Origin of the sequence: Candidatus Planktophila sp. (assembly GCF_044348745.1) — a bacterium.
GTDB lineage: Bacteria > Actinomycetota > Actinomycetes > Nanopelagicales > Nanopelagicaceae > Planktophila.
Genome location: NZ_JBIKSG010000032.1, coordinates 1 through 12,136 on the forward strand (window position 1 = coordinate 1; position 12,136 = coordinate 12,136).

The following is a 12,136-nucleotide window of genomic DNA, read 5'->3' on the forward strand; positions in this document are numbered from 1 at the left end:
GGGTCGATAAGGCCTCTTGTAATCTCACCGCCGCCAATTGTCAGCACCGAGGTTGTTGTGGCCAAGGTGATTTCATCTAAACCATCATCCCCGCGAAAAACGAAACCATCCACGCCACGATCACTCAGTACCTGAGCCATAACTAAGTGCATGCTTTCATTGGCAACACCAATAGCTGCAGCCTGTGGTTTGGCAGGATTAGCCATAGGGCCCAAGATGTTAAAGACCGTTGGTGTTGCTAATTCTTTGCGCGCAGGACCGGCAAAGCGCATCGCTGGATGGAAAACGGGAGCAAAACAAAACCCAATACCAAGTTCGGAAAATGTCTTTTCAACACCAGTTCCATCAAGGTTAATATGTATCCCTAAGGCTTCTAGTAAATCAGCTGATCCGGACTTCGACGATGCTGCACGATTTCCATGTTTTACAACTTTGACTCCTGCTGCTGCCGCGATGATGGCAGCTGTTGTTGAAATGTTTATTGTGTGAGCACCATCCCCGCCAGTACCAACTGTGTCAACGGCTCTTTCCTTGATCGTAATTGGAGCGCAATGCTCATACATCTGGTCGACGAGGGCTCCAACTTCTAAGGAAGTTTCACCTTTTGACTTCAGAGCAATTAGAAAATCTTTGATTACATCGATTTCTGTATTTCCGGTGAGGATCTCGTTCATGCACCACTGAACTTCTGCCACATCAAGGTCTAGACCAGAACGCAAACGCGAGATGTGTAGCTCCCAGCGCGTGTCAATCATTTGATTAGTTAAGCAGAAACGAGTGTGGTGCCGCGAAGTAATTGCGCAGCTGTTTTTGCAAGAGTGAAAGGATCAATCGGATGAACAACAGATGCCTCAGCCATCGACCATGCAGCCAACCACGCATCCTCTTTTCGGCCAGTAATTACCAAGACTGGCGGGCAATCAAAGAGTTCATCCTTTAACTGTCGAGCAATACCCATGCCACCTTCTTGCGCAGCCTCGCCATCCAAAATAAACAGATGTGCTCGTGCTCCGCCGCCTACGCTTTTGCCATCAACATAAGCACGAAGTGCAGATCCTGTGGCAAATTCGTGAATCTCATGCTCTGGAAGATCAGCAGCGACTCGACGGCCTAGGGCAGAGACAATTGATGCACGAACCGATGAATCATCTGAGTAAACGATGATCTGCTTTTTGGTCTCTGACATGGGCAAAGTCTATTCTCGAAGACCCAAATGGGAAGTACTTTCAGTGGCAGGAGCCACCTCTTTTACAGTGATCCGTTTCACTTTAGATATGCTCAAAATCGACACCCGGAAGGCATCTGTGGGAGACGCCGAGCACTATTTCGGGAATAATCTCCCCTATGTCCAGCACCGTCGCACATCAAAAAATCACACGCCCTAACGCTGTAGCCGTGGGCACGATCGTGTGGCTTGCTAGTGAACTTATGTTCTTTGCCGCTTTGTTTGCCATGTACTTCACTATTCGTGCAGTCCAAGGCCCAGCAATTTGGGCTGAGTCAACAGAGCTACTCAATATTCCATTCGCAGCGATTAACACAACCATTCTTGTTCTTTCTTCTGTTACATGTCAGTTTGGTGTTTTTGCTGCTGAGCGTTTTCAAAATCATCGAACAGGAAATATTTTCCAGGTTAATAAATGGGGAATGCGCGAATGGTTTGCCGCGACATTCTTAATGGGTGCTGTTTTCGTTTCTGGTCAAATTTATGAGTACGCAATGTTGGTCTCTGAAGGAAAAACTCTTTCATCTGATGCTTACAGTTCTATTTTCTATGTGGCTACAGGCTTCCACGGCTTGCACGTGACCGGTGGCCTTATTGCATTTTTGATTGTGATGGTGCGTGTTGCTAAGGCTCGACGCTTTACTCACCAACAAGCAACAACCGCAATCGTTGTTTCATATTATTGGCACTTTGTTGATGTTGTGTGGATCGCGCTGTTCTCGGCGATCTACCTGATTAAGTAGTTAGGAAATGATTTGAAGCGTTTATCTCGCTACCGTCGCCATAAGGCGTCTGGACCTTTTCTACTCTTGCTTGCACTTCTGGCAATCGGTGCCACATTCAGTGTGGCAAGTGCCGTAACTTCTGAAACAACACAAGTTGTAGATCGTTCCGCACAAATTGAAGAGGGTCGCCAGATCTTTCTCAAGGGATGTTCTTCATGCCATGGACTCAATGCAGAAGGTGCCTTGATCGCTCCGTCACTTATCGGAGTTGGCGCTGCCTCAGTTGATTTCCAGGTCGGAACAGGGCGCATGCCAATGGCTGACATGAGCACTCAAGCAATGCGCAAGAAGCCTCTTTACAACGCTGCTGAAACAGCAGCGTTAGCTGCATACGTTGCATCCCTTGCTCCAGGACCCGAAATTCCAAGTGAGTCATCCTTAAATTATGAGCGAGATGGAAACACTGCAGAAGGTGGCGAGCTATTCCGCAATAACTGCGCCATGTGCCACAACTTTGCTGGACAAGGTGGCGCGCTAACACAAGGAAAATATGCGCCGACATTGATGGGGGTTGAGCCAAAGCACATTTACGAAGCGATGGTTACAGGGCCACAGTCAATGCCAGTGTTTAGCGATAAGACGCTCACTCCTGCTGAAAAACTTTCGATCATCAAGTGGATTAAGTTTGCAGAAAATGAACCAAACCTAGGTGGTGCATCCCTTGGACGTGTTGGACCGGTGACAGAAGGTTTGCTCGGTTGGGTACTTGGTTTGGGATTGCTTATCGGTGTTGCTGTGTGGCTAGCGATGAAGGCGAAGTAGGACTATGAGTAATGAAATTGAAGCAATAAAAGATCCAGGGTTGCCAGCACACGTTCACCGTAAGGCTGATACCGATCCGAAGGCTGCAGATCGTGCAGAACGACAAGTAGCAACACTCTTTGGAATCTCTGCGCTTGGGACAATTCTGCTCATCGTTTCCTACGTTTTTATCCCAGATGATGTCTTCATTTTTATCCCTGTCATGGGTGATCAAAATGCTCACCAACTTGGCCTTGGTTTGGGTATGGCTATCTCACTATTCTTTATTGGTTTAGGTGCAATTCACTGGGCAAAGACATTGATGCCAGATACCGAAGTGGTTGCTCAACGACATGAGTTTCGTTCTCCCGATTCTGATCGTAAGGAATTTGTTGCAGCCGTTAAAGAAGGTGCAAGTGCTTCTGGTCTTGGGCGTCGCTCATTAATCAAACGATCATTAGGTGCGGCTCTTGGATTATCTGCTCTATCTCCCCTACTGCTTCTTCGCGATTTAGGTCCTTTGCCAGGCAATGAACTGGAAAAGACAACCTGGAAGTCAGGAACATATCTGGTGACAGATCCTGGAAATCGCCGCATTAAAGCCTCTGATCTAGAAGTCGGCGCTGTTGCCCAGGTTCTCCCAGAAATTGCAGACCCAGAACACAGAAAACTCAGCGACATTGCAAAGGATGCAGTCCTTCTTATCCGTCTTCGCCCACAAGAGTTCAATCTTGAGGCAGATAGATTGGCAATGACTCATGATGGAATCATCGCGTTCTCAAAGATTTGCTCTCACATGGGCTGCGCGGTTGCTCTCTATGAGCAACAGACCAAACACTTGCTATGCCCATGTCACCAATCAACATTTGATGTGACCCGTGCAGCAAAAGTTATCTTTGGTCCTGCAGCTCGTCCTTTGCCTCAACTAGATATCACTATCGATGGCGAAGGTTATCTAGTCGCACGTAAACCATTTTCCGAAGCAGTCGGACCTAGTTTCTGGGAGCGTAATTCATAATGACAACTGAGCAACGTTTAGGGACTGTCGCCAACTATGTAGATGAGCGCACAGGAGCTGCTGCGTGGATGAAGAAGAACCTGCAAAAGGTCTTTCCTGACCACTGGTCTTTCCTGTTAGGTGAAGTTGCCCTCTACTCATTTGTGATCTTGTTGCTTTCTGGAACCTTTCTTACTTTCTGGTTCGATCCTTCACAACGTGAAGTTATTTACGAAGGCAGCTACGAACCGCTAGAGGGAATCAAGATGTCTGCCGCCTATGCATCAACATTGCACATTTCATTTGAAGTTCGTGGTGGCCTCTTGATGCGCCAAATTCACCACTGGGCTGCACTTATCTTTATGGCAGCAATCGTTGCCCACTTGATGCGTGTTTTCTTTACCGGAGCATTTCGTAAGCCTCGTGAAGGTAACTGGATCATCGGTATTGGACTCTTAACTCTCGGAATCGTTGAAGGTTTCCTTGGTTACTCACTTCCAGATGATCTTTTGTCAGGTACTGGAATTCGAATTGCAGAGGCGATAATTCAAGCCTTACCTGTTGTTGGGTCCTACCTTGCCTACTTTGCATTCGGCGGAGCGTTCCCGGGTGAAGCTTTCATTCCACGTATATACATCGTGCACGTATTACTTTTGCCAGGTGCATTCTTAGCCTTAATCACCGCGCACTTAATGATGGTCTGGTATCAGAAGCACACTCAGTACCCAGGTCCAGGGCGCACAGAAAAGAACGTTGTTGGTTACCCACTTATGCCTACCTACATGGCAAAAGCTGGTGGATTCTTCTTCATCGTCTTTGGTGTGACCGCGTTCTTAGCTGCCGTTGCATCTATTAACCCAATTTGGCTCTATGGTCCTTACACGCCCGGGCAAATCTCTGCCGGTTCCCAACCCGATTGGTATATGGGATGGCTCGATGGGTTAGTCCGCATGGCTCCCCCAATAGAAACCTATCTATTCGGCTATACGATCTCTTGGAACATTCTGATTCCTGGCTTAATCATTCCTGGAATCTTGTTCACCGGCATGGCGCTATATCCATTCATTGAAAGTTGGATTACTGGCGACAAGCGTGAACACCACATATTAGATCGCCCTCGTAATGCACCAAACAGAACAGCCCTCGGTGTCATGTCATTGACCTTTGTGTTGGTAACTTTGATAAACGGTGGAAACGACATTATCGCAACCCATTTTGATCTTTCCATTAACCAAATTATGTGGGGCACTCGCTTTGGCGTTCTGATTCTTCCTCCGCTTGCATTTGTCATTACTAAAAGGATTTGCTTGTCTCTCCAACGCGCCGATCGAGAATTAGTTCTTCACGGACGAGAGACAGGAACGCTGCTGCGTTTGCCTCATGGTGAATTTGTTGAAGTTCATGAACCGATTTCTCCTGAGAAGGCCTACCTTCTTACTTCACATGAGCAAGCACCTCCACTTGAGTTGCCACCAGTTGATTCCCGTGGCGTGAAGCGTGCTGGAGCGTTACGTAACAAGCTTCGTTCGCGCATGAGCGTTGCCAATGCAGAGCAGGTCACGAAGGTTTCAGCTGATGATCTGAAGGAAATCGAACACCACTAATTTCTTATAACGAGCCAAACGCCCAAGGCAGTAATTCCTATTCCTAGGAGTCCCTGGATGTTTACTTTTTCTCCAAATAAGAAGAAGGCTTCAAGAGCGGTTGCGGGTGGGACTAAGTAGAGCAAAGATGACACAGAGGCCGCACTGCCTGTGTTTAACAGCCACAGCAATAGCAAAATAGCTCCAACAGATAAGGCGGCTAACAGCCAGATAAAGGTAACAATGAATTCTTGGCTCCATTGAATTCGTGTGCCGCCAGTTGCAATAGCTGCCACACCTAAAACCAAGCCACTTGCAAGGTATTGATAAGCCGTGCCGGAGATAAGTGGCACATCAGTACCTATCTTTTTCTGCAACAAAGTAGCAGTGGTACTTCCCAATAAAGCTACGAGTATTGCAACTACTCCGCTTATTGGCATATCTGCCTTAAATGAAGGAGCCAACACTGATATCACTCCAACAAATCCAAGGAATAACCCCACGATCTGTTTAATTTTGAGGGTCTCTCCTAGCACCTTTATCGCCAACAAGGAGACCAGTACTGGCTGCACGCTAGTTACTACCGCTGCTACCCCAGCTGGCAGTCCCTTTGAAATCGCAAAGAAAACACCACCTAGATAGCAGGCATGAAGGAAAAAGCCAATCAGTGCAGATCTAGATATCGCTGATTTTCCTATTGCAATTGGTGATTTCAAGAGTGCAGCGATTGCAAACAACAATAACGCGGCTATCAAAACTCGAATAGATAAAAAGATGAAGGGGTCGGCATAGGGCAATCCATACTTTGCGCCCACAAAGCCAGTGCTCCACAAAATTACAAAAAGAATTGGTGCAAAACTAGCTAACTTCAAGCCTCGCAAATTGACTTCAATCGGACTAACGATTTCGCCATCCATTTAGGGTTGTGCGCAATAGTTCCGGTGATTTTAAGCCAGTACTTGGCGAAGGTTGGAATATCACTTGCATCAAAAGATTCGGTGACTTGCGTGGAACCATCTCCTAAGTTTGTGAGTTCGTATGTCCAGGTCCACTTCATCAGGTGGCACCACGAAATCTTTTTGTCTTCTTCAAAAGCCACTACCGTGTTTTGAATGCGGTAAGGAAGTTTGATCTTCATTGCCATGGAGAACTTAGCGCCAAGAAACAAACGCTCTGGGCCTGAAATCGCTTTTTGAATAGTCCCAGATCCGTCAAAGAGTTGATGAGATGACGGGTTAGCTAATAAAGCAAAGATTCTGGAAGCCGGTGCATTAACAACTATGCGCGCAGCGGTCTTATTCGGATTATCTGTGGCAAGAATTTCAGCTCTTGGGGTACTCATTAGTGAGAGATATTGTCCGCTGGCTTTTCATATTCGGTAACCATGCCAATAACCGAAATCATGAGCGCGCCAAGTCCAATCAGTGATAGCCACCAGCCGATCAGAAGCCCTAACCCAAGTGTGCAAGCACTCAGTGCTACCGGCAAAGGCCACCATGAGTGCGGGCTATAGAAACCTAGTTCGCCAGCACCATCTGAGATTTCAGCTTCTAGATTGTCTTCAGGTAGTTCAACGCCAATTCTTTTCTGAGTAAACCACACATAGAAACCGATCATTCCCGCTAAGCATGCCGATAGAAGCAAACCACTAATGCCTAATGGCTCACCTCCGATTACTACATAAATGACCGTGACGATCGCATAGAAAACCGCAAGGCCACCAAATAACTTCCATGAGGCTTTCATCTTTTAATGCTTCCCCTCAATTTTCACATGAGGGTGGTGCAGATCAAAGGCTGGGCGTTCGCTTGAAATGCGCGGCATCGATAAGAAATTATGTCGTGGTGGTGGGCATGAGGTGGCCCATTCAAGGGAACTTCCATAACCCCAAGGATCATCAACTCCCACAAGTGGTGCCTTACGAGTAATCCAAATATTGATTGCAAATGGGATCATGGAAAGCGCCAGCAGGAATGAACCAATAGTTGAGACAGTGTTCATGAAGGTGAAGCCATCTCCTGGCAAGTAATCGGCATAACGACGTGGGAAGCCCTTAATACCGAGCCAGTGTTGGATAAGGAAAGTTAGGTGAAAACCAACGAACAATGTCCAGAAGTGAATCTTTCCTAGGCGTTCATTGAGCATGCGCCCTGTCATCTTTGGCCACCAGAAATAGAAACCTGCAAACATAGAAAACACAACGGTTCCAAATAACACATAGTGGAAATGTGCGACAACGAAGTAGCTCGCAGAGACCGCGAAATCTAGAGGAGGGGAAGCCAGAATGATTCCGGTTAATCCGCCAAACAAGAAAGTTACTAGGAAGCCCATAACCCAGAGCATTGGAGTTTCGAAGGTCACGTGACCTCTCCACATAGTTCCTATCCAGTTAAAGAATTTTACTCCAGTAGGTACGCCGATCAGGAAAGTCATAAAGGAGAAGAATGGAAGTAACACCTGACCACTTGCAAACATGTGGTGGGCCCAAACAGATACTGAGAGAGCTGCGATTGCAATCGTCGCAGCAATGAGACCTAAGTATCCAAAGATTGGCTTGCGACTAAAGACTGGCAAAATTTCTGTAACTATTCCAAAAAATGGTAGCGCCAAAATGTAAACCTCGGGATGGCCGAAGAACCAAAAGAGGTGTTGCCACAGCATCGCACCGCCATTGGCCGGATCAAACAAATGCGAGCCGTAAAGTCGATCTGCTTCTAATCCTAAGAAGGCTGCAGCTAGTGGTGGAAATGCGAGTAGTACTAAAATCGAAGTGAGCAATACGTTCCAGGAAAAGATAGACATACGAAACATCGTCATACCTGGAGCACGCATCGTGAAAATAGTCGTAATGAAATTGACTCCACCAAGAATGGTTCCAACACCACTTATTGCTAGGCCAATCAACCATAAATCCCCACCAATACCTGGTGAGTAATCAGAGTTAGACAGTGGCGCATATGCGGTCCAACCAAATGATGCCGCTCCCCCTGGAGATAGGAATCCAGCAAAAGTCATTAAGCCACCGAATAAGAAGAGCCAATAAGAAAACATGTTTAAACGTGGAAAGGCCACATCTGCTGCACCGATCTGCAGGGGCATGATGACGTTGGCAAAGCCCACAAACAATGGGGTTGCAAACATAAGTAACATGATTGTTCCGTGCATTGTGAAAATCTGGTTGTACTGCTCATTACTCAAGAACTGCATACCTGGTCGGGCTAATTCTGCTCTCAAAAATAGAGCAAGGACTCCTCCGATTAAGAACCAAGCAAACGAGGTAATCAAGTACATATAACCGATGGTCTTGTGATCAGTTGATGTAACCCACTTAACGAAGGACTTTCCCTTTGGCGTAGGCGTTGCTCCATTGACGGTTACCGTTGGACGCTGTGCATAAGTTGTCATGCTTGCCCTCCCTTAAGTGTTTCTAAATACGCATCGTATTCGTCAGGTGTAACTACCTTTACGGTAAATAGCATTTGCGAATGGTTACGCCCACACAAAATATTGCAGCGCCCCGGGAACTCGCCTAACTTCTTTGCCGTGAATTCAAGATGATTAGTCACACCCGGAAGGTTTTGCATTTGAATCATGAATGCTGGGATCCAAAAACCATGAACTACATCATTAGAGGTAATCGTGTATCGCACGCGCTCCCCTAATGGCACTACAAGAGTGGGAGTTTGTGTCGGCGTTCCGGTAACAACAGCTTGCGGGCCTGCTTCTGGATAGCCGAACTGCCATGACCACTGAAATCCCTCAACGGTAATTTCATGAGCATAGGTGTCTGTCTTTTCCGTGATGATGTTTTGTCTTTCCATTGTGAAATAGAAAAGAACGGCCACGATAACAAATGGAATAATTGTGTATGCGATCTCAACCGGAACGTTGTACTGCGTTTGCTTAGGAAATTCCGGACCATCTTTCTTTCCGCGATGGAAAACAGCGGGCCATAAAATCAAAATGAGTGTGATTACTCCAACCACGCCTGCAGCGATCCACGCACCTATCCATAAAGACAGTGATGCGTCATTGACGCTTGAAACTCCTTCTGGAAAACCCCAGTCGGTCCCACTTGAACAGCTCGTGAGCAGAAGAACTGGAAGAAACAAGAGAAGTGCTCGCAAGCGCGAGAAGAAAGAGCGAGACATGGGTGTAAGGATAGTTTGAATTGGGCCTATGCGTAGCACGAGCGCATTCACCTGGAGTGGTGGCGCTCCTCACATCTACTTGAGGTGTACTGCAATCTCATCTGAAGCAGATTGCCCATAACTCTCAGCAAATCGCGCAACAAACTCAGCAGGAGTGAAGCGGTATTCCTGGGTACCCAAGGTCTCAATGACATAGGTGGCGATCAAAGCCCCCAGCTGGGCGCAGCGCTCATGAGAAAGACCCCATGCTAGGCCGGCAATAAAACCTGATCTAAAGGAATCTCCAACTCCGGTTGGATCTATCTTCGCCTTCTCCTTAGGGCAACCCACTTGAACAAACTCTCCGGCAGCACTTTCAACCTTTGCCCCCATTGACCCTAAAGTCACGACTCGGTATTTCACGCGCTCGAGAATCTCGCGATCTGTCCAGCCAGTTTTTTGCATGGCAAGTGCCAGCTCGTATTCATTCAAAAATAGATACGAGGCACCATCGATCAGCAGCTTAATTTCTTCGCCTGTCATGCGGGCCATTTGCTGAGAAGGGTCTGCAGCAAATGCAATCCCCTGTTGGCGACAAACCTCTGAATGGCGCAACATCGCCTCTGGATCATCAGGAGAAATAACCATCATGTCTAAGCGTCCAACTTTTTCCATGATCGGAGAAAGTTCAATGTTTCTGGCCTCAGACATCGCACCTGGAAAGAAGGAAGCAATCTGATTGAGCTCTTGATCTGTCGTAACGACAAAATGTGCGGTGTGTAAAGTTGTTGAGACTAATGCGTGCGAGGTATCAACGCCGTGACGTGAGAGCCAGGCATCGTAATCTGCCCAATCTTTTCCAACGGCGGCGATAAGAACGGGATTGAGTCCAAGAACGCCCATTCCAAAAGCGATGTTTGCAGCACAACCACCGCGTCGAACATCCAGGCTATCTACAAGAAAAGAGAGTGAAACTTTCTGCAAAGACCCAGCAACCAAGGAGTCCGTGAACTTGCCGGAGAAGGTCATTAAATGATCAAGACCAACCGAACCCGCTACACCAATTTTCATGTGGGGATACTAGTGCGAAAAGCGCAGTTACTTAGTTAAATGAATCGCCACAGGCGCAAGAGCCCTGTGCATTTGGATTATCGATTGTAAATCCTTGCTTTTCTATTGTGTCAACAAAATCAATAGTTGCACCAGACAAGTAAGGATCACTCATCTTGTCCGTGATCACCTTTACTGCGCCAAACTCGCGGACAATGTCCCCATCCAGATTGCGGTCATCAAAGTACAGCTGATACTTCAGGCCTGAACATCCACCTGGCTGCACGGCAACACGAAGGTTGAGGTCATCGCGACCTTCTTGGGCTAGCAAAGCAGAAACCTTTGAGGCGGCCACATCTGTTAGTTGAATACCTGTTGTTGTCGTTGCTTCAGTTGTCATTATTTCTCTCCTTGATTGACTCCTATCCCAAATCCTACTCCCCTCGTGTCCGGCTAGCGAGTTGAGGGCCGGTTCAACACGGCCTCTATAGTTAAGCCATGAGTTCACATGAAGGTAAAGGTCGACCAACCCCTAAACGCAAAGAAGCAGAGTCAAAGCGTAAGGTTTCATCACTTGCTCCTATCGTCACAAAAGATCAGAAGCGAACATCTAAGGCACAGGCGAGAGAAAATCGAATCGCTCAGCGCGCTGCCTATCTTCGCGGTGAAGAGTCTGCTTTGCCAGCTCGCGATCGTGGTCCTGCCCGGCGATTTGTTCGAAATTATGTAGATTCACGTCGTTCAACAGGTGAGTATTTTCTTCCAACAATCTTCGTTGTCTTAGTTCTCACGCTCATTCGGAATCCTGTTATTCAATTAGGTGCGATCGCAATTATGTATGCGATGCTAATTGTCGCCATCATCGATGGAATTCTTCTCTCACGAAAAATTCGCAAAGCTGTACAAGCGCAATTCCCAGGCACCGAAACAAAGGGCCTTGGAATGTATGCATGGCTTCGTTCAACGCAAATGCGTCGCCTACGTGCGCCACATCCTCAAGTTAAACCCAGTAAGAAGAAAAACTAAGCTCGAGGATTCGGGCTTTCATTTTTCTTTGGATCACGTTCTGGAAGATTGCCTAAAGCTTTGTCAATTGCTTTCATGACATCAGCATCTAACTTTACTCCAGATGCTTTCACGTTTTCCTTGACCTGCTTTGGCTTTGTAGCACCCATGATCGCAGATGAAACATTTGGATTTTGAAGTACCCAAGCAATTGCAAGTTGCCCCATAGTTAGCCCAACTCCATCAGCAATTGGCTTTAAGTTTTGGACCGCTTCAAGTACTTCTTCGCGCATCCAACCTTTAATCATGTTTGCGCCACTTCCCTTATCTGTGGCACGAGATCCTGCAGGTGCTTTCTTTCCTGGCAAGTACTTACCGGTTAAAACTCCTTGCGCCATCGGTGACCACACGATTTGGCCGATTCCCTCTTTCTGAGAAAGCGGGACAACTTCTGCCTCGATTACGCGCCACAAAGCAGAATACTGTGGCTGGCTTGAAACAAAACGGTTATAGCCACGGGCATCTTGAATGTCTAAGGCAGATTTAATCTGAGCAGCGTTCCATTCAGAAAAACCAATGTAGTGAACTTTTCCGGCACGAATTAGGTCATCGAATGCACT

Annotated in this window: 15 protein-coding genes; 5 read left to right on the forward strand and 10 right to left on the reverse strand. The window is 47.0% G+C overall.

Annotated elements, in window-relative coordinates; genetic code table 11:
- A partial coding sequence (trpD, locus tag AC9UH7_RS05255; protein ID WP_509595967.1) for an anthranilate phosphoribosyltransferase occupies window positions 1-755 on the reverse strand: 755 nt, incomplete at its 3' end.
- A gap of 8 nt (window positions 756-763) precedes the next feature.
- A complete protein-coding gene (locus AC9UH7_RS05260) occupies window positions 764-1,186 on the reverse strand; it encodes a hypothetical protein (protein ID WP_509595969.1) in 423 nt (140 codons plus the stop codon).
- A gap of 158 nt (window positions 1,187-1,344) precedes the next feature.
- On the opposite strand from AC9UH7_RS05260, the gene ctaE reads away from it, so the two are divergent.
- Genes ctaE through qcrB form a run of 4 tightly spaced genes read left to right on the forward strand, consistent with a single transcriptional unit; the run spans window position 1,345 to window position 5,352 of the window.
- Window positions 1,345-1,968, forward strand: a complete 624-nt coding sequence (ctaE, locus tag AC9UH7_RS05265) for an aa3-type cytochrome oxidase subunit III (RefSeq protein WP_509595971.1) — start codon at window positions 1,345-1,347, stop codon at window positions 1,966-1,968.
- 12 nt (window positions 1,969-1,980) lie between these two features.
- Window positions 1,981-2,772, forward strand: a complete 792-nt coding sequence (qcrC, locus tag AC9UH7_RS05270) for a cytochrome bc1 complex diheme cytochrome c subunit (protein WP_509595973.1) — start codon at window positions 1,981-1,983, stop codon at window positions 2,770-2,772.
- A gap of 4 nt (window positions 2,773-2,776) precedes the next feature.
- Window positions 2,777-3,769, forward strand: coding sequence for a cytochrome bc1 complex Rieske iron-sulfur subunit (gene qcrA / locus AC9UH7_RS05275; RefSeq protein WP_509595975.1), 993 nt, complete (start codon window positions 2,777-2,779; stop codon window positions 3,767-3,769).
- Window positions 3,769-5,352, forward strand: coding sequence for a cytochrome bc1 complex cytochrome b subunit (gene qcrB, locus AC9UH7_RS05280; RefSeq protein ID WP_509595976.1), 1,584 nt, complete (start codon window positions 3,769-3,771; stop codon window positions 5,350-5,352). Before qcrA ends, qcrB begins: the two co-directional genes overlap by 1 nt.
- On the opposite strand, the gene AC9UH7_RS05285 is transcribed toward qcrB, so the two are convergent.
- From AC9UH7_RS05285 to AC9UH7_RS05315, 7 genes are all read right to left on the reverse strand, one after another.
- Window positions 5,349-6,248 carry a DMT family transporter gene (locus AC9UH7_RS05285; RefSeq protein WP_509595977.1) on the reverse strand — a complete coding sequence of 300 codons (900 nt, stop codon included), beginning with the start codon at window positions 6,246-6,248 and terminating at the stop codon, window positions 5,349-5,351. The two genes, qcrB and AC9UH7_RS05285, sit on opposite strands and share 4 nt — an antisense overlap.
- Window positions 6,200-6,673, reverse strand: coding sequence for an SRPBCC family protein (locus AC9UH7_RS05290; RefSeq protein WP_509595979.1), 474 nt, complete (start codon window positions 6,671-6,673; stop codon window positions 6,200-6,202). Before AC9UH7_RS05290 ends, AC9UH7_RS05285 begins: the two co-directional genes overlap by 49 nt.
- Window positions 6,673-7,077, reverse strand: coding sequence for a cytochrome c oxidase subunit 4 (locus AC9UH7_RS05295; protein WP_509595981.1), 405 nt, complete (start codon window positions 7,075-7,077; stop codon window positions 6,673-6,675). The genes AC9UH7_RS05290 and AC9UH7_RS05295 overlap by 1 nt, the downstream gene beginning before the upstream one ends.
- A 3-nt stretch (window positions 7,078-7,080) precedes the next feature.
- Window positions 7,081-8,736, reverse strand: coding sequence for an aa3-type cytochrome oxidase subunit I (ctaD, locus tag AC9UH7_RS05300; protein ID WP_509595983.1), 1,656 nt, complete (start codon window positions 8,734-8,736; stop codon window positions 7,081-7,083).
- Window positions 8,733-9,482: an aa3-type cytochrome oxidase subunit II gene (gene ctaC / locus AC9UH7_RS05305; RefSeq protein WP_509595985.1), complete on the reverse strand. Its 750-nt coding sequence runs from the start codon at window positions 9,480-9,482 to the stop codon at window positions 8,733-8,735. Before ctaC ends, ctaD begins: the two co-directional genes overlap by 4 nt.
- Window positions 9,483-9,557: 75 nt before the next feature.
- Window positions 9,558-10,532 carry a carbohydrate kinase family protein gene (locus AC9UH7_RS05310; RefSeq protein WP_509595987.1) on the reverse strand — a complete coding sequence of 325 codons (975 nt, stop codon included), beginning with the start codon at window positions 10,530-10,532 and terminating at the stop codon, window positions 9,558-9,560.
- Window positions 10,533-10,563: 31 nt separating this feature from the next.
- Entirely contained in the window at window positions 10,564-10,911 is a 348-nt protein-coding gene (locus AC9UH7_RS05315) for a HesB/IscA family protein (RefSeq protein WP_509595989.1), read from the reverse strand.
- 98 nt (window positions 10,912-11,009) lie between these two features.
- Here AC9UH7_RS05315 and AC9UH7_RS05320 point away from each other — a divergent pair, with 98 nt between their 5' ends.
- Window positions 11,010-11,537, forward strand: a complete 528-nt coding sequence (locus AC9UH7_RS05320; protein WP_509595991.1) for a DUF3043 domain-containing protein — start codon at window positions 11,010-11,012, stop codon at window positions 11,535-11,537.
- Here AC9UH7_RS05320 and AC9UH7_RS05325 read toward each other — a convergent pair.
- A partial coding sequence (locus tag AC9UH7_RS05325) for an aldo/keto reductase (RefSeq protein WP_509595993.1) occupies window positions 11,534-12,136 on the reverse strand: 603 nt, incomplete at its 5' end. The genes AC9UH7_RS05320 and AC9UH7_RS05325 overlap by 4 nt on opposite strands.

Bases quoted from the DNA above. Each gene is read 5' to 3' on its own strand.
- AC9UH7_RS05295 (WP_509595981.1), bottom strand. From the start codon at position 7,077: ATGAAAGCCTCATGGAAGTTATTTGGTGGCCTTGCGGTTTTCTATGCG.
- ctaD (WP_509595983.1), bottom strand. From the start codon at position 8,736: ATGACAACTTATGCACAGCGTCCAACGGTAACCGTCAATGGAGCAACG.
- ctaC (WP_509595985.1), bottom strand. From the start codon at position 9,482: ATGTCTCGCTCTTTCTTCTCGCGCTTGCGAGCACTTCTCTTGTTTCTT.
- AC9UH7_RS05320 (WP_509595991.1), top strand. From the start codon at position 11,010: ATGAGTTCACATGAAGGTAAAGGTCGACCAACCCCTAAACGCAAAGAA.
- AC9UH7_RS05315 (WP_509595989.1), bottom strand. From the start codon at position 10,911: ATGACAACTGAAGCAACGACAACAACAGGTATTCAACTAACAGATGTG.
- qcrB (WP_509595976.1), top strand. From the start codon at position 3,769: ATGACAACTGAGCAACGTTTAGGGACTGTCGCCAACTATGTAGATGAG.
- AC9UH7_RS05290 (WP_509595979.1), bottom strand. From the start codon at position 6,673: ATGAGTACCCCAAGAGCTGAAATTCTTGCCACAGATAATCCGAATAAG.
- ctaE (WP_509595971.1), top strand. From the start codon at position 1,345: ATGTCCAGCACCGTCGCACATCAAAAAATCACACGCCCTAACGCTGTA.
- AC9UH7_RS05260 (WP_509595969.1), bottom strand. From the start codon at position 1,186: ATGTCAGAGACCAAAAAGCAGATCATCGTTTACTCAGATGATTCATCG.
- AC9UH7_RS05310 (WP_509595987.1), bottom strand. From the start codon at position 10,532: ATGAAAATTGGTGTAGCGGGTTCGGTTGGTCTTGATCATTTAATGACC.
- qcrA (WP_509595975.1), top strand. From the start codon at position 2,777: ATGAGTAATGAAATTGAAGCAATAAAAGATCCAGGGTTGCCAGCACAC.
- AC9UH7_RS05285 (WP_509595977.1), bottom strand. From the start codon at position 6,248: ATGGATGGCGAAATCGTTAGTCCGATTGAAGTCAATTTGCGAGGCTTG.